Origin of the sequence: Novosphingobium olei (genome assembly GCF_037076535.1) — a bacterium.
Lineage (GTDB): Bacteria > Pseudomonadota > Alphaproteobacteria > Sphingomonadales > Sphingomonadaceae > Novosphingobium > Novosphingobium olei.
Window position 1 is genome coordinate 234,384 of record NZ_AP029021.1, and the last position, 23,586, is coordinate 257,969.

General features: G+C 68.1%; 18 protein-coding genes. 13 read left to right on the forward strand and 5 right to left on the reverse strand.

The annotated features are described in order from the left end of the window. The first annotated feature begins 6 nt into the window (after positions 1–6). Positions 7–807, forward strand: a complete 801-nt coding sequence (locus tag AACH40_RS01180; protein ID WP_338643866.1) for an SDR family oxidoreductase — start codon at positions 7–9, stop codon at positions 805–807. 52 nt (positions 808–859) lie between these two features. Here the strand turns inward: AACH40_RS01180 and AACH40_RS01185 are convergent, their stop codons facing one another. Together AACH40_RS01185 and AACH40_RS01190 are read right to left on the reverse strand one after the other, a co-directional pair. Beyond that, on the reverse strand, positions 860–1,168 hold the full coding sequence (locus AACH40_RS01185) for a 2Fe-2S iron-sulfur cluster-binding protein (protein ID WP_338643867.1): 309 nt from the start codon (positions 1,166–1,168) through the stop codon (positions 860–862). Positions 1,169–1,180: 12 nt separating this feature from the next. Next, positions 1,181–2,182 carry an NADP-dependent oxidoreductase gene (locus AACH40_RS01190; protein ID WP_338643868.1) on the reverse strand — a complete coding sequence of 334 codons (1,002 nt, stop codon included), beginning with the start codon at positions 2,180–2,182 and terminating at the stop codon, positions 1,181–1,183. Between the two features lie 113 nt (positions 2,183–2,295). Between AACH40_RS01190 and AACH40_RS01195 the strand changes: the two genes are divergently transcribed. From AACH40_RS01195 to AACH40_RS01220, 6 genes are all read left to right on the forward strand, one after another. Next, complete coding sequence (locus tag AACH40_RS01195) at positions 2,296–3,501, forward strand: acyl-CoA dehydrogenase family protein (RefSeq protein WP_338643869.1); 1,206 nt, start codon at positions 2,296–2,298, stop codon at positions 3,499–3,501. Between the two features lie 18 nt (positions 3,502–3,519). Continuing rightward, entirely contained in the window at positions 3,520–3,972 is a 453-nt protein-coding gene (locus AACH40_RS01200) for an OB-fold domain-containing protein (protein ID WP_338643870.1), read from the forward strand. Next, positions 3,969–5,111, forward strand: a complete 1,143-nt coding sequence (locus AACH40_RS01205) for a thiolase family protein (protein ID WP_338643871.1) — start codon at positions 3,969–3,971, stop codon at positions 5,109–5,111. Before AACH40_RS01200 ends, AACH40_RS01205 begins: the two co-directional genes overlap by 4 nt. 147 nt (positions 5,112–5,258) lie before the next feature. Continuing rightward, positions 5,259–6,347: an acyl-CoA dehydrogenase family protein gene (locus AACH40_RS01210; RefSeq protein WP_338643872.1), complete on the forward strand. Its 1,089-nt coding sequence runs from the start codon at positions 5,259–5,261 to the stop codon at positions 6,345–6,347. A 245-nt stretch (positions 6,348–6,592) separates the two neighbouring features. After that, positions 6,593–7,852, forward strand: a complete 1,260-nt coding sequence (locus tag AACH40_RS01215; protein WP_338643873.1) for a cytochrome P450 — start codon at positions 6,593–6,595, stop codon at positions 7,850–7,852. A gap of 55 nt (positions 7,853–7,907) precedes the next feature. Continuing rightward, positions 7,908–10,418, forward strand: a complete 2,511-nt coding sequence (locus AACH40_RS01220; RefSeq protein WP_338643874.1) for a TonB-dependent receptor — start codon at positions 7,908–7,910, stop codon at positions 10,416–10,418. Between the two features lie 76 nt (positions 10,419–10,494). Here the strand turns inward: AACH40_RS01220 and AACH40_RS01225 are convergent, their stop codons facing one another. Next, positions 10,495–11,112, reverse strand: coding sequence for a TetR/AcrR family transcriptional regulator (locus tag AACH40_RS01225; protein ID WP_338643875.1), 618 nt, complete (start codon positions 11,110–11,112; stop codon positions 10,495–10,497). A 108-nt stretch (positions 11,113–11,220) separates the two neighbouring features. Here AACH40_RS01225 and AACH40_RS01230 point away from each other — a divergent pair, with 108 nt between their 5' ends. From AACH40_RS01230 to AACH40_RS01240, 3 genes are all read left to right on the forward strand, one after another. Further along, positions 11,221–13,584: a TonB-dependent receptor gene (locus AACH40_RS01230; protein ID WP_338643876.1), complete on the forward strand. Its 2,364-nt coding sequence runs from the start codon at positions 11,221–11,223 to the stop codon at positions 13,582–13,584. Positions 13,585–13,725: 141 nt separating this feature from the next. After that, positions 13,726–14,598, forward strand: a complete 873-nt coding sequence (locus AACH40_RS01235) for an alpha/beta fold hydrolase (RefSeq protein WP_422394915.1) — start codon at positions 13,726–13,728, stop codon at positions 14,596–14,598. Then, positions 14,598–15,893 (forward strand): spinster family MFS transporter, encoded by a 1,296-nt coding sequence (locus tag AACH40_RS01240; RefSeq protein WP_422394869.1) that lies wholly within the window; start codon positions 14,598–14,600, stop codon positions 15,891–15,893. The genes AACH40_RS01235 and AACH40_RS01240 overlap by 1 nt, the downstream gene beginning before the upstream one ends. Before the next feature lie 54 nt (positions 15,894–15,947). On the opposite strand, the gene AACH40_RS01245 is transcribed toward AACH40_RS01240, so the two are convergent. Then, positions 15,948–18,482, reverse strand: coding sequence for a DUF2309 domain-containing protein (locus AACH40_RS01245; RefSeq protein WP_338643879.1), 2,535 nt, complete (start codon positions 18,480–18,482; stop codon positions 15,948–15,950). Positions 18,483–18,511: 29 nt separating this feature from the next. After that, positions 18,512–19,903 (reverse strand): proton-conducting transporter membrane subunit, encoded by a 1,392-nt coding sequence (locus AACH40_RS01250; protein ID WP_338643880.1) that lies wholly within the window; start codon positions 19,901–19,903, stop codon positions 18,512–18,514. Between the two features lie 104 nt (positions 19,904–20,007). On the opposite strand from AACH40_RS01250, the gene AACH40_RS01255 reads away from it, so the two are divergent. The 3 genes from AACH40_RS01255 to AACH40_RS01265 all read left to right on the forward strand — a co-directional run bounded on the left by AACH40_RS01255 (position 20,008) and on the right by AACH40_RS01265 (position 23,585). Further along, on the forward strand, positions 20,008–20,874 hold the full coding sequence (locus AACH40_RS01255; protein ID WP_169494694.1) for a LysR substrate-binding domain-containing protein: 867 nt from the start codon (positions 20,008–20,010) through the stop codon (positions 20,872–20,874). Further along, a complete protein-coding gene (locus tag AACH40_RS01260; RefSeq protein WP_169494693.1) occupies positions 20,871–21,782 on the forward strand; it encodes a LysR substrate-binding domain-containing protein in 912 nt (303 codons plus the stop codon). Before AACH40_RS01255 ends, AACH40_RS01260 begins: the two co-directional genes overlap by 4 nt. 99 nt (positions 21,783–21,881) lie before the next feature. Next, on the forward strand, positions 21,882–23,585 hold the full coding sequence (locus AACH40_RS01265) for an ABC transporter transmembrane domain-containing protein (RefSeq protein ID WP_338643881.1): 1,704 nt from the start codon (positions 21,882–21,884) through the stop codon (positions 23,583–23,585). Position 23,586: the final 1 nt, after the last annotated feature.

Consider the following 23,586-nt stretch of genomic DNA (forward strand, 5'->3'; position numbering starts at 1 on the left):
AGGCGAATGCGGCTGGAAGGCAAGCGGGCGATCGTGCTCGGCGCGGCGGGCAAGGACAACATGGGCCAGGTCATCGCCCGGCGGCTGGTGGCCGAAGGGGCCAAGGTGATGGTGGCCGGGCGCAAGGCGGAATACCTCGACCAGTTCGTCGCCGCGCACCCCGGCAAGGGCTTCATGGCGCTGTGCGACATCACCAGGAAGGACGACAACCAGGCGCTGGCCGCCGCCGCCGTCGAACAGATGGGCGGGGTGGACATCGCGGTGAACGCCACCGGCTGGGGCTTGCTCAAGCCCTTCCTCGAAACCACCGAGGATGAAATCCAGCGCATTTCGGACCTGCAGTTCAAGGGTCCGTACATGTTCTTCCAGGCGATGATCGAGGCGATGAAGGATGGCGGCTCGATCATCCAGATCTCGTCGGCCACGGCCACGATCATGCTCAACGATCACGCCGCCTACATGGGGACCAAGGCGGGCACCGACCACGTGATCCGCTGCATCGCCAACGAATTCGGCGGGCAGGGCATCCGCGCCAACTCGATCTCGCCGGGCCTTACCGAAACGCCGATGACCGCGGCCGAAGGCAAGACCCCGGGGCTGTGGGAGGCGTTCCTGCCGTCCTATCCGCTGGGCCGTGTCGGCACGTCGGACGATATCGCGGCGGCGGTCGTCTGGCTCTCGTCCGACGAATGCTTCATGACCGGGCAGAACCTGCAGGTGAACGGCGGGCTGACGCTGCGCCGCAACCCGTGGAAGGACGAAATCGCCGCTTCGGTGATGGCCGCGATGCAGGCGCAGGGCAACTGATCGAAGGGCCCCGCCTCCCTCGCCCGGCGCGGGGAAGGCGGGATCGCAAACGCTATTCGGGGACGCTGACTTCCAGCCCGTTGAGCGCGGCCTTCAGCTTGACCTGGCAGGCGAGGCGCGAGGTCGGCGTGCGATCGAGCGAATCGAGCAGCATGTCCTCGGCAAGGTGCGGCGGGCCCACGCGTTCGGCCCATTCGGGCGCCACCGATACGTGGCAGGTGGCGCAGGCACAGGCCCCGCCGCATTCGGCGCGGATGCCGGGGATTCCGGCCCGCACCGCCACTTCCATCAGCGTGTACCCCTCGCGTCCGTAGAGGCGCTCGCGGGTGCCGTCGGACGTCACGAAATCCACCTCGATCATGCGTGCTTCATCTCACTGTGCAACCTTGATCAGCAGCTTGCCCCGGTTCTCTCCGCGAAACAGCCGCAGCAGCGTCTGGGGGGCGTTCTCCAGTCCATCCACGACTTCATCGCGCTGGACAATTCGCCCTTCTGCCAGCCACTTGCGCAGGCGGTCGCGGCCGATGTCGTGGTCTTCGGCAAAATCGCCGAGCAGGAAGCCCTCCATCCGCGCGCTTTTGAACACGATGTTGAAGTAGCTTGCCGGGCCGGGCGGGCGGCCCTGCTGCGGGTAGCGGGCGATGCCGCCGCAGATCACCACGCGGGCCTTGCGCGCGATGCGGGCGAGCAGGTCCTCCAGCATCTGCCCGCCGACATTGTCCCACAGCACGTCGATGCCGTCGGGGGCGAGCTCCCGCACGCGGGCCTTCACCTTTTCGGCCTTGTAGTCGATCGCATGGTCGAACCCCAGCTCCTCGGTCAGCCAGCGGCACTTGTCCGGCCCGCCGGCGATGCCGATCACGCGGCACCCGGCGATCTTGCCGATCTGCCCCACGATCGATCCGACGCCGCCCGCGGCCCCCGTCACCACCAGCGTATCGCCCGCTTGCGGCACGCCGATCCGGGTCAGCCCGAAATAGGCGGTAAGCCCGCTCGATCCGAGCAGGCCGAGCGCAAGGCGCGGCGCATCGGGCTCGTCGCGCACCTTGCGCATCGCTTCGGCCGCGACGACCATCTCCGTGGCCCAGCCCAGCAGGCCCTGCACCAGATCGCCGGGGGCATAGCCGGGCGCGGCGCTTTCCAGCACGCGGCCAACGCCCAGCGCGGGCATGGTCTGGCCGATCTCGGTCGGTTCGGCGTAACCGGCCACGTTCTCCATCCATCCCTTTTGGGCAGGATCGCACGACAGCATCAGCACGGCGACCCGCAGTTCGCCTTCCTGCAGCGCCGGCGAACCTGCCGGATTGGCGTCCTTTTCAAAGTCTTCGGGAACGAGTTCGCGGGCGATGGGACGGGCGGCAATGGTCCAGCGCAAGGGCGGTCTCCGTAAAAAGTTGATGCGCGATGCAAAATGTAGTGTATCGGTTGCAACGGCAAGGCAAGTGCCGATTGCGATTCCGCCGCTGCAACAGTTTCGAGCCGATCCGTATGGACATGACCCCCACCGCCGACGATCTCGCCTTCGAAAGCGAAGTGCGCGCCTTCCTCGCCGAAAAGTTCACCCCCGACCTGCGCGAAGGCGCCGCCCGGCAGGCGGGTGTCTTTGCCGAGGGCGAACTGGCGCGCACCTGGCACCGCATCCTTCACGAAAAGGGCTGGATCGCCCCGACCTGGCCGCGCGAACACGGCGGCCCCGGCTGGACGCCGATGCAGCGCTACATCTACGAGCGCGAATGCGGCCTTGCCGGCACGCCTTCGCTGCCAGCCATGGGCATCGCGCTGTGCGGCCCGGTGATCATGGCCTTTGGCTCAGAGGCGCAGAAAGCGTTCTTCCTGCCGAAGATGCTGTCGGGCGAACACTACTGGTGCCAGGGCTTTTCCGAACCCGGTTCGGGCTCCGACCTCGCCTCGCTGCGCACCCGTGCGGTGCGCGATGGCGATCACTACGTGGTCAACGGCTCCAAGATCTGGACCACCCACGCGCACGAGGCGAACTGGATCTTCCTGCTGGTGCGCACCCGCGCCGAAGGGCCGAAGCAGGCGGGCATCAGCTTCCTGCTCGCCCCGCTCGACCTGCCCGGCATCACCATCACGCCGATCCTGTCGATGTCGGGCGAACACGAAGTCAACCAGGTGTTCCTCGACAACGTGCGCGTGCCGGCCGAATACCTCGTCGGGGAGGAGAACCAGGGCTGGGAGATCGCCAAGTACCTGCTGACCTTCGAGCGCGGCGGCGGTTCCTCGGCGGGGCGGCTCAACGCCCAGCTGGCAAGGCTGAAGCAGGTGGCCAAGGAACAGCCCGGCGAAGACGGCGCGCCGCTGTGGGACGATCCGCGCTTTCGCGAACGCGTGATGCGGCTCGAAACCGAAGTGATGGCGATCGACTGGACCGAGCGCCGCCAGATCGCCAGCCTGGCCGCCGGCGCCGTGACCAACGGCGCCACCGCCTCGATCCTCAAGCTGTCGGTCAGCGAAATGCTGCAGAAACTGGCGCAACTCACGTCCGAGGCTCTGGGCAGCGATGCGCTGGCCGACCAGCGCCATGCGCTGGGGCTCCACGCCAACGAAGCGCCGATCGGCGGCGAGCACGCGCTGACGCCCACGGCGCGCTACCTCAACACCCGCGCCGCCACGATCTTCGGCGGATCGAGCGAGATCCAGCGCGGCATCATTGCCAAGAGCCTCGGGCTCTGACTTCGGGAGAGACGACGAATGGCCATTGCGGTTGCAGAGAACCTGTTCCGGGGCAGCGGCGCGGATGCCCGCCTGCTTGCGGGGCGGTCGCGGCAGAGCGGCAAGCTCGTGTTCCCCTGTCCGCAAGGGGCCGATGCCGATGATTACGACGTAGTCGAACTGGCGCGCGAAGGCACGCTGTGGTCGTACACCATCCAGCGCTTCAAGCCGAAGTCGCCGTTCAACGGCGATGGCGATGAGGTGAACTTCAAGCCCTATGGCGTCGGCTATGTCGAACTGCCGGGGCAACTGATCGTCGAAGGGCGCATCGTCGCCAACGATCTTGGCGCGCTGCGCATCGGCCAGCCGATGCGGGTGACGACCGAAGCCTATCGCACCACCGATGCCGGCGAAGCGGTGCTGACCTACGCGTTCTGCCCGGCAGACGAAGCCCACCGCCACGAACAGGCGAACGAAGGGGACAATTCATGAGCGACATCGTCATCGTCGGCGCCGGCATCCATCCGTTCGGGCGCACCGACGGCCGCACGGGCCTGGAACAGGGCGTCTTTGCCATCCGCGAAGCGCTGGCCGATGCGGGCCTGGAATGGAGCGACATGGAGTTTGCCTTTGGCGGCTCCTCCGCGGCCGGATCGGCCGATGCCGTGCTGCCGCGCCTGGGCCTGACCGGCATTCCGTTCATCAACGTCAACAACGGCTGCGCAACCGGCGGATCGGCGCTGCTTTCGGGCTATGCCGCGATCAAGTCGGGCGAATTCGACATCGGCGTGGTCGTGGGCTTCGACAAGCATCCGCGCGGCGCGTTCAACGCCGATCCCGAAGCGTCGGGCCTGCCGCGCTGGTACGGCGAAACCGGCATGATGCTGACGACGCAGTTCTTCGCCAACAAGATCACGCGCTACATGGCGCTGCACGGCATCAGCCAGCGCACGCTGGGCCTCGTCGCCGAAAAGGCGTTCGACAACGCGGTTCATGCGCCCCACGCGTGGCGGCGCAGCCCGGTCGATCTCGAAACCATCCTCAACGCGCCGATGGTGTCGGATCCGCTGACCAAGTTCATGTTCTGCTCGCCCGCCGAAGGCGGCGTCGCGCTGATCGTCGCCAGCGAGAAGAAGGCGCGCGAACTGGGCCTTTCGGGCCCCAAGGTGCGCGGCGCGGCGATCCGCACGCGCCCGGTCGGAAGCTTCGAGGTGTTCGCCCCTGCGCTGGAAATCGAACGCGGCAAGTCGGCGGTCGAACTGGCTTCGGCCGCCACCTGGGAGATGGCCGGGATCGGCCCGCAGGACGTCGACGTGGCGCAGCTGCAGGATACCGAAAGCGGGGCCGAGATCATGCACATGGCCGAAAACGGTTTCTGCAGCGATGGCGAACAGGAACGCCTGATCGCCGATGGCGAAACGCGGCTGGGCGGGCGCATGCCGGTCAACACCGACGGCGGCTGCCTTGCCTGTGGCGAGCCGATCGGCGCCTCCGGGCTGCGCCAGGTCTATGAGAACGTCCAGCAATTGCGCGACCGCGCCAACGGCCGCCAGGTCGAAGGCGCGCGGATCGCCTACAGCCAGGTCTATGGCGCGCCCGGCCTTTCGGGCTGCGTGGTGCTGGAGCGCTGAACCTCTCCGTTACGAAGTGGCTGACGGGCAATCCCCGGCATTGTGGATGCAGTGCCGGCCGCCCCGAAGTGCACCTCGCTTGAATTCTATACCAAGTTGCATAAAGTAAGTGCAATTGCGATCCGGGGAGCGGGTGTGGACTTCCAATTGTCCGAAGAGCAGGTCCTGCTGCGCGAAGCGCTCGCGGGCACCCTGGCAAGGCTCTACGCCTTTGATGACCGCAAGGCTGCGCTCGAAGCCGAAGGCTGGCGGCGCGATGTGTGGACGATGCTGGCCGGCGAGCTCGGCCTGTTCGCCGCCGCCGAGCGCGAGGAACACGGTGGACTGGGCGGCGGCGCGGTCGATGTCATGGTCATCGCCGAAGAGATGGGCCGCGCCAACGCGCTCGAACCCTGGCTCGAATGCGTGGTGCTGGCCGGCGGGCTGCTGCGCGATGTTGTCGATGTCGACAACGTGCGCACGGGGATGATCGACGGCAGCCTGATCGTGGCGCCGGCGCTGTTCGAACGCGCGGCGCGCAGCAATCCGCACCGCATCGCCTGCCGCTTCCACGATGGGGCGCTGAACGGCGAAAAGACCGCCGTGGTGGCCGCGCCCTTTGCCTCGCACCTGATCGTTTCGGCGCGCGACGGGGCGGGCGAGGCTGGCCTGTACCTGGTGGAAGCTACGGCAAACGGGCTGGAACGGCGCGATTACCGGCTGGTGGACGGGCGACCCGCGGCGGACGTGACGTTCGCCGATACCCCGGCAAAGGCGCTGCAAATTGGCGCAGGCGCGCGCACCGCGATCGATCGGGCGCTCGACGCCGCGCTCGCCGCGCAATGCGCCGAAGCGATCGGCGTGATGACGGTGCTGCTCGACCGGACGGTGGCCTATACGAAGCAGCGCGAACAGTTCGGGCGGCCGATCGCCACGTTCCAAGTGCTGCAACATCGCATGGCCGACATGGCCGTGGCGATCGAGCGGTCACGGTCGATGGCGGTGATGGCTGCCCTGGCGATCGACGGCGCCACGGGTGGCAACGGGCAGGATCGCACCCGCTTGGTCGCCGCCGCGAAGGCCTACGTCGCCGATGCGCTGCGGCTTGTCGCCGAAGGCGCCGTGCAGCTTCACGGCGGCATCGGCACCACCGACGAGATCGACGTGTCGCACTACTTCAAGCGCGCCTTCGTGCTGCAGCAGCAGTTCGGCACGGCGCAGTATCACCTTGCCCGGATGGCGGACCTCGACGCCTGAGCCCCGGTTCGGATGCGCGTTAGATTTCAGATAGCTTTGGTGATCTGACGCGCCCTCCCAAATTCGATAGTCGTTTCCTGCCGCCGGCGCGGCGCGACCGTATCGCGTCATAAAAGTCCAGAAATACCGTGCGTTAAGGTCGGGCGGGCAAGGCGTTTGAACTGCTCTTGCCTCCAATTCCAGCCCGCCGATACATATTGCATAACGTGCTAGAAAATGGTTCACTCCGTCAGGAGGAGAGGACAATGATCGACGCAACGACGTCGCTGCCGGAGTTCTTCGATCCTGCGGTGATCGAAGATCCGTTCGACTGGTATCGCGAAGCCCTGGCGCGCGGCCCGGTGGTGCGGATTGCCGGCGGCACCGTGCAGATGGTCCTGTCGCACGCGCTGGTGTCCGAAGCGGCCGGACGCCCGCAAGATTTCTCCAGCGATTTCGGCGCGCTGATGCGCGGCAACCAGGTGGCCGATCCCGAAATCGCCGCGATCGAGGCCGAAGGCTGGCCCACGGTCGATACCATGCTGACGGCCGATCCGCCGCGCCACACGCGCTTTCGCAAGCTGGTCAATCTCGCCTTCTCGATGCCCCGGGTGAACGCGCTCGAAGGCTCGATCCGCCAGATCGTCGACGGCCTGATCGACACGATGCTCGAACGCGGCACGGTGGAGTTCGTGCACGATTTCGCCGTGCCGCTGCCGGTGGCGGTGATCGCCGGGCAGATCGGCATGGAAAACGATGTCGCGCTGGTAAAGCGCTGGTCGGATGCCTTTGCCGATCGCCTTGGCGGGATGGCCAGCCGCGAGCGCGAAGTGGAGGCGACGCGGATGATCGTCGAATACCAGCACTTCGCCAAGGCGCAGATCGATGCGCGGCGCAGGGATGGCCAGGGCGGGGAGCGGGGCCCGGACGATCTGCTGTCCGCCATCGTCAACGCGCGCAGCGAAGGCGAAGCCCCGCTCGACGATGCAGAGATCATGTCGGTGCTGCAGCAACTGATGGTTGCGGGCAACGAGACGACGACGTCGACGCTGGCCGGGGGCCTGCTGCTGCTGATCCGCCATCCCGACCAGCTGGCCAAGGTGCGCGCCAATCCGGCGCTGATCCCCAACATGGTGGAGGAGATGCTGCGCCTGCTTTCGCCGGTCGGCGGGCTTTGGCGCATCGCCACGCGCGATACCGAGCTTGGCGGCGTGCCGGTGACCAGGGGCGAGATGCTGATGCTGCGCTTCGCCGCAGCCAACCGCGATCCGGCGGTGTTCCCCGATCCCGACCGTTTCGACGTCGAACGCAAGAACGCGCGCGTCCACCTCGCCTTCGGGCGCGGCATCCACATGTGTGTTGGCAACATGCTGGCGCGCAAGGAACTGGCGGTGGCGTTCGAGCAGCTGCTGGCCCGCTGCGACCGGTTCGAGCTGCCCGCCGGTGCCAACGATTTTGCCCATGTTCCGAACAAGTTGTTGCGCGGGCTCGCCGCGCTTCATGTGCGGGCGGTCCCCAAGTCCTGACCCGCATGCCGTCCGCCGACCTGCAGACAGGCGGCGCCAAGAAGGGAGAGGAAGCATGAAGACGACCCGGCCAGGTTCCCCCTTGCGACTTTCCGCAAGCGCGCTGGCGCTGGCGACCATCGCCGGCCTTGCCGCGCCGGCGATGGCGGAGGAGGCTGCTCCACCCGCTGCGGACGCTGCCTCTCCTTCGATGGAGGAGATCATCGTCACCGCGCGCAAGAAGGACGAAACCCTTCAGGAAGTGCCGCTGACCGTCACCGCGCTCGGCGGCGCCACGCTTGAAAAGTACAACGTGACCAAGGTGGCCGACGTGGTCAGCCGGGTCCCCACGCTCAACGTGCAGGTCGGCGGCTCGGGTTCGGGCGGGCAGATCTCGCTGCGCGGCGTCGGCTCGTCGAACATTTCGGCGGCGTTCGATTCCGCCGTGGCGATCGATTTCGACGGCGTACAGATCAGCACGATGCGCATCGTCCAGTCGGGCTTCTTCGACACCGCGCAGATCGAAGTGCTGAAAGGGCCGCAGTCGCTGTTCTTCGGCAAGAGCGCGTCGGCCGGGGTGCTTTCGCTCAAGTCCGCCAACCCCACCTCCACCTGGCAGGCGGGCGGCAAGGCCGGCTACGAATTCGAGGAGCACGGCTACCTCGTCAACGGCTATGTCTCGGGCCCTGTCACCGATACGCTCGGCATCCGCGTTGCCGCGCAGTACAACGATGCCACCCGCTACATCACGCTGCAGCCGGGGCCGGTCTATGCGAACGGCAAGTATCGCGGCCTGCGCGATTTCGTCGGCCGCGTCACTGCGGCGTGGGAACCCTCTGACGCCTTCCGCGCCAATCTGAAGGTGCAGTACAACAATTCGCGCGGCGATGGCGCCAACGGGCCGGGCGATGTCTACTGCGGCAAGAACGGTCGCGCGGACGAAGTCTATCTGCTGGGCGGCGCGGTGGCGATCCCGGCGGGCTATGACTGCAAGATCAACGGCCAGCCCTACTACCCGGACATCGCCCCGGCGCTCGCCGCCAAGCTGCCCACGTCGGGCGCGCCGATCACCAGCGTGGCGCCTTATTCCAAAAGCGACCTCTGGTTCAGCCGCCTCAGCATGGATCTGAAGCTCGGCGACAAGTTCACGCTCACCTCGGTCACCGGCTACGTCGATCTGAACGCGTTCGATGTCGACAACTACTCCTATGCCGGGCTCGGGCCTGCCTTCTCGCTCATCCCGGGCGTGCCGCTCTCGGCGATTGCCCCGGCGCTCGCCGCGTCGAACGGCGCGGGCGTGCAGCTGGGCGTCGGCACCGGCACGCCGCTCAACCAGACGCAGCAGTTCACGCAGGAACTGCGCCTTGCCAGCAAGCTGGATGGCCCGTTCAACTTCATGGTCGGCGCGTTCTATGAACATCGCCGTTCGGTGTTCGACACCGCGCAGCAGATCCTGCCGATCTCGTTCATCGCACCCGATCCGGTCACCGGCTTCACTTCGGACTATCGCAAGCGGATCGTCACCAAGGGCGATGCCTGGTCGGTCTTCGCCAGCGCCAACTTCGACATCACCGACCAGCTCGAGCTGTCGGGCGGCCTGCGCTACACCAAGGAAAAGCGCAACCAGATCATCGACGTGCCCTATACGCACGCCTTCCTTGCCGCGGCCTTCGTGCCCAGCGGGTTCCGCGCCGGGCCGATCCGCTTCGACGACGACAACTTCTCGCCCGAAGTCAGCCTGCGCTACAAGATCAACCCCGACGTCAACGTCTATGCCTCGTACAAGACCGGCTTCAAGTCGGGCGGCATCGACAACAGCGCCTTGCCCACGCTCGGCCTGCTCAACCTCAACAGCAGCGATCCGGCGGTGAAAGCGGCGGCCGAATCCTCGCTCAAGTACAAGTCGGAAACCGCCAAGGGCGGCGAAATCGGCATCAAGTCGCAGCTCGACAACCGCACGATGACGCTGAACGCCTCGGCCTTCTACTACGTGTTCAAGGATCTGCAGGTGCAGAACTTCGACGCGGTGGCGATCCAGTTCATCACGCTCAACGCGGGCGAGGTCACCACCAAGGGGGCCGAAGTCAACTGGTCGTGGCGCACCCCGGTCGAAGGGCTCGCGCTGTCGGCCAACCTTGCCTACACCCGCGCGAAGTTCACCAAGACCTTCCTCAGCGGGCTGGGCCAGGATCTGAAGGGCCGCGATGCGCCGCGCGCGCCGCACTGGGCGGGCAACTTCGCCTTCGACTATGCCGCGCCGGTCAGCGATGCACTCGAACTGGGGCTCAGCGGCAACTTCACCTTCACCAGCAGCTACCTCGCCGCGCAGGATTCGAACGACGATTACAAGCAGGACGGCTACGTCACGCTCGACGGCTCGATCTCGATCGGCGCGCCGGGCGGGCGGTGGAAGCTGGCGCTGGTGGGCACCAATCTCACCAACAAGCTGTGGGTCAACACGGCGGGGGGCAGGCCTTTCCTTACCCCGGCAAGCGCTGCCACCGCTTCGCTGCCCGCGGGCGACGACAAGGTCCTGACGATGAACCGGGGCCGGCAGCTGTTCCTCGAAGCATCGTTCAAGTTCTGACGCGTGATCGCATGGCTGCTGCCGTCCTCTCCGGCAGCAGACGGGGGGCCGGTTGCTGCAACCGGCCCCTTTCCTTTCAGGCCTTGGCGATGCCGCGCCCGAGGATATCGGCGGCAACCGCGGCGACGCGGTCGGGGTCTTCGTCGTCCCACACGGCGTAGCGCATGCCCAGAAACACGTTCATGCCCATGATCGCCCAGGCGTGGGCTTCTTCCAGATCTTCGCGCAATTCGCCGCGCGCGATGCCGGCTTCGAGCCGGTCGAGGATGCGGCGCGCGGTCGATCGGTAGTGTTCGCGATAGCTTTCGGGATCGACGAACTTGGCCTCGTCGATGATCTGGTAGATTTCCTTGTGCGTGGCGGCGAAGCGCAGGAAGCCGGTGAGCGCGACCCTCTCCTGTTCCAGCGCGGGGCGCGGCTCCTCCTGCCGCTGGCGGGCGGCTTCGCGCACGCGGGCGCTTAGATCGCCGACGAGCGCGCGAAAGATCGCCTCCTTCGAATCGAAGTAGGTGTAGAAACTGCCCAGCGCGGTGCCCGCGCGCGTGGTGATCCCGTTGATCGAGGCTTCGTGGAAGCCCTTTTCCCCAAACTCTATTTCCGCCGCATTCAATAGCTTGCGGAGCGTCTGGCGACCGCGCTCCGTGCGCGGAACCTTGTCGGCGGCGGCGGGCGGGGCTGGGGTGGCTGTGCTCATCACGCAACAGCTAGACACGATCGATGGACGTGGCAATCGGTAGAAGTTGAAACATGGTTCAACATTCAATAAAGGTGGCGGCGAGGATTTTTACAGGGGAGAGTTTCGATGTCCAAGGCCCGCCTGCGTGCGCTTCAAACGTGTCCGTTCGTTCTTGCCTCGCTGATCTGCGCCGCGCCTGCCGTGGCGCAGGACAAGCAGGCGACCACCGCCAGCGCCGCCGATCTGGCGGACGAAGGCGGCATCATCGTTACCGCCCGGCGACGCGAGGAGCGGCTGGTCGACGTGCCGATCGCGGTCACGACGCTGAGCGGCGACCAGCTGGCCAAGACCGGCGCGCTCGACATTACCGACGTGGCGCAGAGCGCGCCAAACGTGACGCTGGAAGTGTCGCGGGGCACGAACTCCACGCTTTCGGCCTTCATTCGCGGCATTGGCCAGCAGGACCCGGTTTCGGGCTTCGAGCAGGGCGTGGGCATCTACCTCGACGACGTGTACCTCAATCGCCCGCAGGCCGCCGTGCTCGATATCTACGAGGTGGAGCGCGTGGAAGTTCTGCGCGGGCCGCAGGGCACACTCTATGGTCGCAATACCATCGGCGGCGCGGTCAAGTACGTGACCAAGCAGCTGCCGCAGGACTTCTCGCTCAAGCTGCGCGGCACGTATGGCACCTATGACCAGGCCGAGGGCGTGCTGACCGTTTCCGCGCCGGTGTCCGACCTGATCCGCGTGGGCGGATCGGTGGCGCGGCTTTCGCGCGGGGGCTTCGGCAAGAACCTGACGACCGGCCTCGACAACTACAACAAGGACGTGTGGGCCGGGCGCGGCACGGTGGAGATCGGCGGCTATGGCCAGCCGGTGCTCGTGCGCATTTCGGGCGACTATACCCGCGACAAGAGCAACCCGCGCGGCGGGCACCGGCTGATCCCGGGCCAGCTTTCGGGCGCGCCGGTGCTGAAGGACGTGTTCGACAGCGAGGGTCGCCTCAACGACCCCAAGCAGGACGTCAAAGCCTATGGCCTGTCGATGAACGTGACGGCCGAACTGACCGATGCGCTGACGCTGCGCTCGATCAGTGCCTGGCGCAAGGACGACAGCGCATCCCCGATCGACTTCGACGCGCTGCCTGCGGTCGACCTTGACGTTCCGGCCTTCTACCGCAACGAGCAGGTAAGCCAGGAAGTGCAGCTGCTGTGGGACAACGGCGGTGCGATCAACGCGATCGTGGGTGGCTATTACCTGACCGCCAAGGCCGACACGCAGTTCGACGTGCGACTGTTCACCACGGTCCCCGGGCTGACCGCCTTTACCGAGGCGAACGTCGATACCGACACCTGGGCGGTGTTCGGCGAAGTGAACGTGGACTTCACCAGGCAGCTGAGCCTGACGCTGGGCGGGCGCTATACCTGGGACGAGCGCAAGGCGAAGATCCTGCGGCAGAACTATCTTGGTGGCGGCTCGCCCGTGTTTGGCGGGCTTGGCGTGCCGTTCGGCTTGGCCAGCACCAACTTCACCGGCCGCGCGAGTTATACCAAGTTCACCCCGCGCGTGTCGCTGAGCTTCAAGCCGACGCCCGACCACAACCTCTATGCAAGCTTCAGCCAGGGCTTCAAGGGCGGCGGGTTCGACCCGCGCGGCGTGGGCGTGAACGCGCCCGACACCAATGGCGACGGCGTGCGGTCCGACGCCGAGGTCGCCCGTTACCTGAGCTTCCGCCCCGAATCGGTCGACAGCTACGAAGTGGGCTACAAGGGCAACCTTTGGAACGGCGCGCTGTTCGTGGCCGTGGCCGCGTTCCGCATGGACTACAAGGACGTGCAGATCCCCGGCTCGGCGGGCTGCACGGTGGGCGGCGTGCCCACTTTCTGCGGGATCATCACCAACGCGGGCAAGGCGCGGTTGCAGGGGCTGGAACTTGAGGCCAACGCGCGGCTGGGGCGCGACCTGATCGGCGCGGGCGATACGCTGCGCCTGTCGGGATCGCTCGGCTACATCGATGCCAAGTACCGCGAATACGTGACGCAGATCGCCGGGAAGGGGCCGACGGACGTGGCCCAGTACCGCAAGGTGCAGAATACGCCCGAGTTCACCGGCAATGCCACGCTGGCCTATGCGACGCCGCTGGGCGAGGGCGACCTTTCGCTTTCGACCACGTGGTCCTATCGGTCGAAGACCTACCAGTTCGAAGTGCCCAATCCCTATATCGACCAGAAGGGTTACGGGCTGTGGGATGCCAGCGTGGTCTATACCGCGCCGGGCGGCCGCTGGAGCCTTGGCGTGCACGGCAAGAACCTGCTCGACAAGCATTACAAGACTTCCGGCTACACCTTCATCGCCGCCAATCCGGAAACCGGCGAGATCCTGAAGAAGCCCGACGGTTCGCTGATCCCGACGCTGGGCAAGGAAGGCACGCTGACCGCGTTCTATGGCAACCCGCGCCAGGTGTTCGTGACGGCTACGCTGAAGTTCTGACGATCTGCCCCAGGGCAGGCGGCTCCCCCTCCCTCCGGCCGCCTGCCCGCCCCAACCACTCCCGCAGGCGGGAAGGCTGGAAGGGCATGGCCCTCCCGCTTGCGGGAGGGGAGAGGCCTTGCGGGAGGACAGGAGACGATGATGGACTATTGCGTCCACCGCACGCGCAGCGCGTGCGGGCGGCTGGGGCTGGCCGCGCGGATCTATCCCGGTCCGGTGTCGGGCGGCGCGGCGATGCCGCTGCTGCTGATGCACGGGCTGACGCGCAATGCGGCGGATTTCGAGCCACTGGCGGCGCATCTTGCGCGCCGGTATCGCCTGATCGTGCCCGACCAGCGCGGGCGGGGGCTGTCCGATCCCGATCCTGAACCGGACAACTATCGCCCCGATGTCTATGTGGCGGACATGATGGCGCTGCTGGCCGAGCTTGGCGTCGAGCGCGCGGGGTTGATCGGCACGTCGATGGGCGGGTTGATGGCGATGATGATGGCCGCCGCGCAGCCGGATCGGTTTCCCACGTTGGTGCTCAACGACGTGGGGCCGGTGCTGGACGCCGAAGGGATCGCGCGGATCCAGGGCTATGTCGGGCCATCGGGCGCGATGGCCGATTGGGACGCGGCGGCGCGGACTTGTGCCGCGATCAACCGCGCGGCCTTTCCCGATTACGATCACGCGGACTGGCTGGCCTTCGCGCGGCGGACGTGCCGCGCAGGCGATGAGGGCGTGGCCTTCGCCTATGACCCGGCCATTGCGCGCAGCATCGGCGGCGATGCGCCCGCGACGGTGCCGCCGGACCTGTGGCCGCTGTGGGATGCGCTCGGTGGGCTTCCGGTGCTGGTGGTGCGCGGCGAGCTGTCCGATCTGCTTTCGCGCGAGACGGTCGCGGCAATGCGCGCGCGCCATGCAGGGCCGTTCGCGCTTGCCGAAGTGCCGCGCGTGGGTCACGCTCCGATTCTCGATGAAAAAGAAGCACTCGACGCGATCGAGCGCCACCTTGGGAGAACCGTGACCTGATGCATGCCCCCGCAAGCCCGCCGCAAGCCAGTACGACCACTGCTGCACTGCCCGCCCGCCCCGCGCTCGTCCTTGGGATGTTGCTCGTGGTCTATGTCCTCAACTTCGTCGACCGGCAGATCCTTTCGATCCTGGCAGCGCCGATCCAGGCCGAACTCGGCATCAACGATGCGCGCATGGGTCTGCTCGGCGGCATGGCCTTCGCGCTGCTCTATTCCACGCTGGCCGTCCCGCTCGCGCTTGTGGCGGACCGCGTCAGCCGCACCTGGGTGATCACCGGCGCGCTGGTGGTGTGGAGCGTGTTCACCGGGCTTTGCGGCATGGCGCAAGGCTTCTGGCAGCTGTTCGCCGCGCGCGTGGGCGTGGGCGTGGGCGAAGCGGGCGGCGTGGCGCCGTCCTACGCGCTGATCGGCGATTACTTCCCCAGCGAAAAGCGCGCCTCGGCGCTGTCGATCTATGCGCTCGGCATTCCGCTCGGCTCGGCCATCGGCGTGCTGGCGGGCGGGTACATCGCCGCGACGATCGACTGGCGCGTGGCCTTCCTCGTCGTCGGCGGGGCGGGCGTGCTGCTGGCGCCGATCTTCCGCCTGCTGGTGCGCGACCGGCCCCGGCCGGCGGGGCAGGCCATCGCCGCGCCGCCGCGCCTCGGCGCCGTCGCGCGCATCGTTTTCGCCAAGCCCTCGTTCTGGCTGCTGACGTTCGGCGCCACGGCCAGCTCCATGCTCGGCTACGGCGTCGGATTCTGGCTGCCCAGCCTGCTCCAGCGCTCCTACGGGCTGGACCTGATCCAAGCCTCGTACTTCATCGGCGGGCTGCTCCTGCTGGGCAGCGTCAGCGGCATGGTGCTGGGCGGGCGCGTCGCCGACCGCCTCGGCCAGCGTGACCGCGCCTGGTTCGGCTGGGTTCCGGCGATCTCGTTCATCGCCGCAGTGCCGCTCTACGTGGCCGGGATTCTCAACGACGACGTGTGGATCGCCTTCTTCCTGTTCCTGATCCCGCAGGCCTTTGCCTATGTCTGGCTGGGGCCGGTGCTGAACGCGATCCAGCACCTGGTCGAACCGCCCGCCCGTTCGCTGGCGAGTTCGCTGTTCCTGCTGATCAACAACCTGATCGGCCTTGGCGGCGGCATCTATGCGCTGGGCGCGCTGTCGACGGCGCTGAAGCCGCACTACGCTGAAGAGGCGCTGCGCATGTCGATGCTGTTCGCACTGGGGCTGCTGGTCGTGGCCTCGGCGCTGATGGCGCTGGCGGGGCGATCGCTGCGTCAAGACTGGGTGGACGAGCCCCACGGTTGAGGCCCGTCCACCTTTTCACGCCCGTCCACCTTCTCACACTGGCAGCGCCGCCGTTCAGCAGACGCGCGGCACCCAACGTTCGCGCTGCCAGTGGTGCGCGCGGTGCTTCCAGGGATCGATCACGACCAGGTTGATCCAGCCGTTTTCGACCAGCTGGACCAGGTTGTCGTGGGCGAAGACGATTTCCTCCACCCGGCGCAGCGGCGCCTCGACGAACACGGTCAGGCGGCGCGGCACGTGGAACGGGGTGCCATCGTCGCGGAACAGCGACTGGCGCGGCAGGCCGGTGCACAAGTCGCCGCCGTTCCCCTGCACCACGCCGAAGCCGCCGATCACGTTCTGCGTCACCTTGTCGCCCGCGCCATAGACGGCGTTGTCGATGGTCGAAAACAGGTACTGGCAGTTGATCCACTGCGCCACGATCATCGGCGCGGTCAGGATCGCGGTCAGCGCGCTGCCGTCCTTGTCCGCCTGCCAGTCGTAGCTGTGGAGGAACGCCGCGCCATCAAGGTCCAGCGGCGCGGTCAGCCGGCGCGGCCCCACGATGAAGGCGGCATTGCCCGAAAGGCCCCATTCGGGCCGCACTTCGCCCCAGTGCGCCGCGCCCGCCAGCAGGTCGTCGGCCGGCCGCGCCAGCTTGCCCGCGCGCGCATCGAGCGCCGCCCGCCCGGCCGCGCGCAGCGTTCCTTCCAGCGCGGCAAGATCGCCCCGGTGGCTCTGCGGCACGGCATCGCGGTCGAACAGGGTGATCTCGTCCCGCGTGGTGTCGTGCTGCGCGGCTAGGAACACGGTGTCCTCGGGCAGGGTGAGGCCATCCTCGGCAAGGCCGCGCCGCACCGCCGGATCGTTCAGGATCGCCGCCATCAGCCGCGCGTTCGGCCCGCCCGGATGCCCGCCGCAGGCCCCACAGTCGAGGCTGGCGGCAAAGGCGTTGTTGGTGGTCGATCCGCCATGGCCGACCAGCACCACCAGCCGCGCGGTTGCCGCCGGCAGCCCGGTCAGCTTGAACATGCCGCGCGCGTAGCCAACCTTGTCGGCCAGCGGGATGGCGCTTTCGTCGTCGTTCGAGGCCAGCGGCGCCAGCACTTCGTGCGCATGGCCCAGCACCCCGCGCGCCAGCCGTTCGGCAAGGCGCGGCGCCAGCGTCCGCGCCAGCAGCGCCACTGCCGCCAGCGGGCCCAGCGCTTCGGCGGCGGCGAACCCGGTCGCGCCGCTCTTGGTCGCATCGAGCATGCCTTGCGCGCGGTGGGCGCAGGCCTGCCGCGTAACCACGTCCTCGGCCTCGCTCGTGCGACCCGGCAGCGGCGCTTCGGCCACGTGGTGCGCGGGCGAAAGCAGCACCGGCAGCTGCTTGCGCGGGGCGGGGCCCAGCACCGGCTGCAGCGCGATGGGCAGGCCGAAGAACCCGGCGTAGCCATAGGTTTCGAAGCCGCCCTCTTCGCTGCCCGCCGCCTCGATCGCGCGGCGCATCGGTTCGGAGCGCACGTCGATGCAGAACACCAGCTGCGCCGCCGCCCGCGCCGTGTCGGCATTCGCGGCACACGCGGCAGAGCGCGCCTCCAGCGCGTGGCCCAGGCTGTCGATCACCCCGCGCTCGGCGGCCTGCTGGAAGACGAGGCCCAGCGCGGTCTCGTCCATGCCGACGATCCGGGCGAAGCTCTGGCGCGCAGGTTCGTCCCAGCCGGCGGGCGCATCGGCGGCAAGGTTCCAGTGCGTCAGCAGATCGCGCGCCACCGCCGCCTCGTCGTGGTCCGCCGCAGGGGCCGCCGGCGCGCTCTGGTCCTCGCCGCAGACGAAGCCGACCAGCGCGATTAGCGCGGCAAGGTCGATCATCTCGGCCTGCGCGCCGCCGATCTGGTGCGGCTCGGCATGGGCCGTCCGCCAGCGCAAGTGCGCCGCCCAGCCGGGCAGCCGCGCGAACAGGCGCCGCACGTGGTCCGCCGCCGCGGCCGGCGCGATCGCCTGCCGGTCGAGGATCAGGCCCAGCGTGGCGAGCGGCGTCTCGGGCGCAAGGTCCAGCACCCGCAGCCGTTCGCGCACCGCCAGCGCGCGCAGTGCAGGGTCTGCCCGCAGTGCGGCGAGCAGGCAGCGATAGAGGCCGTCTTCGCGCCCCGCCAGCGGTGGCGCCGCGCGGTCGAGGAAGCAGCCGATCCAGCGGGCGAGCAGGGCGATGGCCGGGGTCAGCGGGCGGCGCGCCGGGGCGGGCGTGGCGGCCAGCGGCAGGTCGACCAGCCGTGCGCGCAGCAGGGCAAAGGCGTTGAGATCCGGGCCGAACAAGATGAAGGCAGGGTCCAGACCGCCCAGTGTCGCCACGATCGCCTTGCGCAGCGCGATGTCGTCGATCCGGCCTTCGGCGTGGAGCGTGCGCCACTGCGCCAGCGGCAGCGTGGTGCGCGCGCCGAACAGCTCGGCCCCTTCGCGCAGCGCCGCTTCGAAGGGCATGTGTTCGAAGCCCGACAGCGGGTTCACCGCGATCGCGCTTTCCAGCGGCCACAGCGGGGCGATGGCCCGGGCGGCCTCGTCCACGTGGGCCGCAAGGTCGGCCTGGGCGCCGGTGTCGAGCATCGGGTTGAAGGCAAGCGTAGCCATCGATCAGTCCTTTGCGTGAAGAGGCAGGGTCAGTTGGCGGGGGTGGGCAGCGCGCCGGCATGCAGCAGGCGGGCGTGGAGCCCGGCGGGCAGGCGGCGGCGTCCGGCGGCAAGATCCTGCTGCACCAGCCACCCGGCCAGGAACAGCGAGAGCAGGGCAAGCTGCGCCCAAGTTGGCAGCAGCGGCACCGCGGCGTTCGCCTGCACCGCTTCCATCAGCGCAAGCGCGGCGGCATTGACCGCAACCAGCAGCGCGGGCAGCGCCAGCAGCGTGATCCGCGCCGTTTCGAAGCGCAGCCCGCGCGCGGCCATGGCCAGCGCCACCAGCAGCGCCGTCGCGGCAAGGCCCAGCGGCAACAGCGTGGTCTGCGCGATGGCGGTTTCCATGATCAGCGCGCCTGCGCCCAGCGCCGCCAGCGCGATCAGCGCGGGCACCGGGGCGGGCAGCGCCTTGTCACCGGCGCCCGCGGCACTGCGCCGGATCGCGCCCGATGCGCCCAGGAACAGCCAGGCCTTGAACGCGCCGTGCGCCACCATGTGCCACAACGCCGCGGCATAGCCGCCCAGCGCGCAGGTCAGCAGCATGAAGCCCATCTGCGCCACCGTCGATGCGGCCAGCGCACCCTTCACGTCGGCGCGGACCAGCATCAGCGCCGAGCCATAGAGCGCACCCGTCACACCGATGGCCAGCAGGGCAAAGCGCGCCGCCGGCACCGCTTCCAGCACCGGGGCGAAGTGGATGACAAGGAAGCCGCCGGCATTGACGAAGCCTGCGTGCATCAGCGCGGACACCGGCGTCGGCGCGGCAATCGAGGAGAGCAGCCAGGACGAGAACGGCGGCGTGGCACAGCGTGCGGCAGCCGCGATCACCAGCAGCACGGCGGCCAGCGTCAGTGCCAGCGGGGAAAGCGTGGGCACGGCGGCCGCGATCGCGGCGATCGAGGCGGACTTCGCCGAAACGGCCAGCGTGACCAGCGCCCCCACCAGCGCGATGTCGCCGATCAGGAAGGCGGTGCCGGCACGGGCGGCGGCGGCGCGCGCTTCGGCCCAGTCGCCCGCATGGCGGACAAGGCCGGTCATCAGCCGGCCGGCGGCGATCCATCCCGCGGCCAGCAGCACGACGTTTTCGGCCAGGCCGACCAGCACGGTCGCAAAGGCCAGCCCGGTCGCCAGCCGCGCATGGGCCAGGCGGCGCGGGTCGGCGCGCAGGTGGCGCTGGGCGAACACGAGCACGAGTCCGGTGAGCAGCGCGGCAAGCCCGCCCAGCGCAACGCCCGCAGCGGTCACGCGCAGCAGTCCGGCAATCGCCGTCGCGCCAAGGCCCAGCGCCATGGCCGAAAGCGCCAGAACCGGGGCCGTCACGCGCAACGGGCGCTTTGCCTGTGCCGCTTCGGTCTGCACCATATCGAATGTCGTCGCCATCGTTCACCTCCTTGCGGAAGCGGGAACTGGCAGCAGCTGCAGCATGAGTGAAACGAATTTGTGAAATCTTGAAAATTGCAAACGTAAATGATAGGGAGTCGGGTATGGCGCTCCGCAACCTCGACATCGATCTACTGCGTTGTTTTGTCACGATTGCCGATACCGGCAGCCTCACTCGCGCGGGGCAGCGACTGGGCCGCACGCAATCGGCCATCTCGTTGCAGCTGAAACGGCTGGAGGATCAGCTGGGCCGCACCCTGTTCGATCGCAGCCCCCGCTTCCTGGCCATCACGCCCGAAGGCGAACGACTCATCGGGCCCGCCCGCCAGATCCTGCGGCTGAACGATGCCACCGTCGCCGAAATGTTCGAACCCGAAGTGGCGGGGCAGGTCCGCCTCGGCGTGCCGGAGGATTTCGCAACCGCACACCTGCCCGCCGTGCTCGCCGCCTTTGCCGAAGCGCACCCGCTGGTCGAACTCGAAGTCACCTGCGATCTGACGCTCAACCTCATCGAACGCTTCCATGCCGGCGGCTTCGATCTCGCCCTCGTCAAGCGCCAGCCCGAACAGAAGCGCCAGCCCGGCGTGAAGGTGTGGCGCGAACCGCTCGTCTGGGTGGGCCGCGATCGGCAGGCGGTCGCCGATCTTGCCCGGATCCCGCTCGTCGTCTCGCCCGAACCCTGCGTCTATCGCAAGCGCGCGAGCGAAGCGCTCGACGCCATGGGCAAGCCGTGGCGCGTCGCCTATACCTCCACCAGCCTCGCCGGTTCGCTCTCGGCGGTGAAGGCGGGGCTGGGGATCACCGTGCTGCCGTTCGAAATGGTGCCGCAAGGCTTGACCGCGCTGGGGGAGGAAAGCGGATTGCCGCCGCTCTACGATACCGAAATCGCGCTGATCGAAGCGCCGGGCCTGTCGGACACCGCGCATCGCCTGGCCCAGCACATCATCGCCGCGCTGGAGCGCGGGGCGTGAGCGATCCCGCCGCCCAGCCGACCCTGCGCCAGTTGCGCTACCTCGTCGCGCTGGCCGATTGCGGCAGTTTCACCCGCGCCGCCGGGCAGGTCGGCGTGTCGCAGCCCTCGTTCAGCCAGGCTATCGCGCAAGTGGAAGACCAGCTCGGCGGCCGCGTGGTCGAACGCGGGGGCCGGGCCTTCCTCACGCCGCTCGGGCGTGAAGCGGTGGCGCTCGCCCGGCGCATTCTGGCCGAAGCGGAAGGGTTCGCCGCGCTTGCCCTGCGCCACCGCGATGGCGAACTCGGCGGCACGATCCGCCTCGGCGTTTCGCCCACGCTCGGGCCCTATATCCTGCCCCAGCTGGTCGCCCGGCTGCACAAGACCCACCCACGGCTCAAGGTCTACGTGCGCGAAGGCCTGCCCGATGTGCTGGCCGAACAGCTGGGCGATGGCCTGCACGACGTGCTGCTGGTCCAGCTTCCGGTCGACGATGCGCGATTCCACGTCGAACGCCTGTTTCGTGAACCTATGTTTCTGGCGATGGCCGCCGACGATCCCCTGCGCAGCGTCGCCGCGATCCGTCCCGAACACCTCGCCGGGCGCGGCCTGCTGACCATGCAGCCGGCCTACCGCATGAGCACGCAGGTCGCCGCGCTCGCCGAACGCGGCGGGGCGCAGGTGCTGCGCGATTACGAAGGCACCAGCCTTGATGCGGTGCGGCAGATGGCCGGCATGGGCATGGGCCTCGCCCTGCTGCCCGAACTCTATTGCCGGCAGGAAATCCGCGACGATGGCGACGTGATCGTCCGCCCCTTCGTCGGCGGGCGCCCCTATCGCGACATCGGCCTCGTCTGGCGGGGCGGGGCGGGTCCGTCGGCCGACCTGCTGCTCTTGGCCGAGACATTGCGGAGCATTGCCGAACGATAGGTTAAACCTATCGCAATAATAGCCAGTGCCCAATTGAAGCTATGTCGTTGAATTGCCACTTTTCGTGCTGCAACTGCGAAGGAGGGTTCGAATTTCACGATGGCCGTAGCGGCAACCGATTCCGGACAGCGTCACCAGCCGACGATGCGCGACTACGCTCGGTGGAGCGCGCGCGTGCTTGCGCCCGATCGCGGCTTCATCCGCCTCGCCCTGCTGTATGGCGCGGCGATCTCGTTGCTGTCGCTGGCAACGCCGATCTCGGTCCAGCTGCTGATCAACTCGGTCGCCAACACCGCGCTGCCCGCTCCGCTGTTCACGCTCTCGCTGCTTCTGTTCGCGCTGCTGGGCATCGCCGGGCTGCTGATGGCCTTGCGCGTGATGCTCATGGCCCGCTTCGAACGCCGCTTCTTCGCCCGCATGGTCGCCGAAATCACCTTGCGCGCCGTCCATGCGCAGAACCCGTTCTTCGTCGATGCCCGGCGCGGCGATCTGTTCAACCGCTTCTTCGACCTCGGCACCGTGCAGAAGGCGCTGACCAGCCTGGTCATCGGCGGCTTCACCATCGTGCTGCAAAGCCTGGTCGGGCTGGTCGTCACCAGCTTCTACCACCCGTTCTTCCTCGCCTTCAACGCGCTGCTGGTGCTGCTCGTCGTCGCGATCTGGCGGATCTGGCTGGCAGGCTCGCTGTCGAGCGCGGTGGCCAAGAGCCACGCCAAGCACGCCGCCGCGCACTGGCTCGAAAGCGTCGGCGGTTCGAACGGCTTCTACAAGTCCAGCCGCCACATGCGCTTCGCGATCGACAAGTCGGAGGACGTCACCGCCACCTATGTCGCCGCGCACCGCCGCCATTTCCACTTCACCTTCGGCCAGACCATCGCGCTGCTCGCGCTCTATGCCACCGCCAGCGCAGGGCTGCTGGCAATGGGCGGCTGGCTGATCCTGCAGGGTGAACTCTCGATCGGCCAGCTCGTCGCCGCCGAGCTGATCCTCTCGGGCGTGTTCTACGGCATCGCCCAGCTCGGCTCCTACCTCGAGGTGTTCTACGACCTTGCCGCCGGGCTGGAGGAACTGTCGCTGTTCTGGGACGTGCCACAGGAAGTGCCGCCCGAAACCGACGCACCGGGCCTTGGCAACGGGGACATCCGGCTCGACGGGGTGCAGCTCGGCGCGCATCGCTTCGACTTCCGCATCGCCAGCGGCGAACAGGTCGGCGTGGTCGCCGCGCCCGGGGTCGAACGCGGCATCGTCACCCTGCTCAAGCGGCTGCAGGCGCCCGAGCGCGGCTTCGTCACCGTCGGCGGCGCCGATCTCGGCACGTTCGACATGTATCGCCTGCGCTCGGACGTGATCGTGCTCGATCGCCCGACCATCGTCGAAATGACCTGCCGCGAATACCTCGGCCTCGCCGCCGCCGGGCGCAGCGCGGCCATCCTCGAAGCGCTGGCGCTGGTCGGCCTCGAACGCCGCGTCGGCGCGCTGCCGGCGGGATTGGACACGCCGCTGTCAAGCTCGGGCTGGCCGCTCTCGGTGGGCGAAACGATGGCCCTGAAACTCGCCGGCGCGATCCTGGCGCGCCCGCGCGTGCTGGTGCTCTCGCCGCTTTACGACCTGCTGCCGCCAGAGCACATCGATCGCGTGCTGGCCGAACTGCGCGCGCATGGCACCACCGTGCTGCAGTTCACCGCGCGGCCCGAAGGGCTGGCGCGCGATGCCTGGCTGTGGCTGGGCGAAACCGAGCAGGCGCGGGGCGAAAGCCTCGACCGGGTGCTGCCGCCTGCGCGCGACACCGGACGGGAGGGCTGAG

Bases quoted from the DNA above. Each gene is read 5' to 3' on its own strand.
- AACH40_RS01235 (WP_422394915.1), top strand. From the start codon at position 13,726: ATGGACTATTGCGTCCACCGCACGCGCAGCGCGTGCGGGCGGCTGGGG.
- AACH40_RS01215 (WP_338643873.1), top strand. From the start codon at position 6,593: ATGATCGACGCAACGACGTCGCTGCCGGAGTTCTTCGATCCTGCGGTG.
- AACH40_RS01245 (WP_338643879.1), bottom strand. From the start codon at position 18,482: ATGGCTACGCTTGCCTTCAACCCGATGCTCGACACCGGCGCCCAGGCC.
- AACH40_RS01240 (WP_422394869.1), top strand. From the start codon at position 14,598: ATGCATGCCCCCGCAAGCCCGCCGCAAGCCAGTACGACCACTGCTGCA.
- AACH40_RS01205 (WP_338643871.1), top strand. From the start codon at position 3,969: ATGAGCGACATCGTCATCGTCGGCGCCGGCATCCATCCGTTCGGGCGC.
- AACH40_RS01220 (WP_338643874.1), top strand. From the start codon at position 7,908: ATGAAGACGACCCGGCCAGGTTCCCCCTTGCGACTTTCCGCAAGCGCG.
- AACH40_RS01180 (WP_338643866.1), top strand. From the start codon at position 7: ATGCGGCTGGAAGGCAAGCGGGCGATCGTGCTCGGCGCGGCGGGCAAG.
- AACH40_RS01225 (WP_338643875.1), bottom strand. From the start codon at position 11,112: ATGAGCACAGCCACCCCAGCCCCGCCCGCCGCCGCCGACAAGGTTCCG.
- AACH40_RS01200 (WP_338643870.1), top strand. From the start codon at position 3,520: ATGGCCATTGCGGTTGCAGAGAACCTGTTCCGGGGCAGCGGCGCGGAT.
- AACH40_RS01195 (WP_338643869.1), top strand. From the start codon at position 2,296: ATGGACATGACCCCCACCGCCGACGATCTCGCCTTCGAAAGCGAAGTG.
- AACH40_RS01185 (WP_338643867.1), bottom strand. From the start codon at position 1,168: ATGATCGAGGTGGATTTCGTGACGTCCGACGGCACCCGCGAGCGCCTC.
- AACH40_RS01250 (WP_338643880.1), bottom strand. From the start codon at position 19,903: ATGGCGACGACATTCGATATGGTGCAGACCGAAGCGGCACAGGCAAAG.
- AACH40_RS01255 (WP_169494694.1), top strand. From the start codon at position 20,008: ATGGCGCTCCGCAACCTCGACATCGATCTACTGCGTTGTTTTGTCACG.
- AACH40_RS01230 (WP_338643876.1), top strand. From the start codon at position 11,221: ATGTCCAAGGCCCGCCTGCGTGCGCTTCAAACGTGTCCGTTCGTTCTT.
- AACH40_RS01265 (WP_338643881.1), top strand. From the start codon at position 21,882: ATGGCCGTAGCGGCAACCGATTCCGGACAGCGTCACCAGCCGACGATG.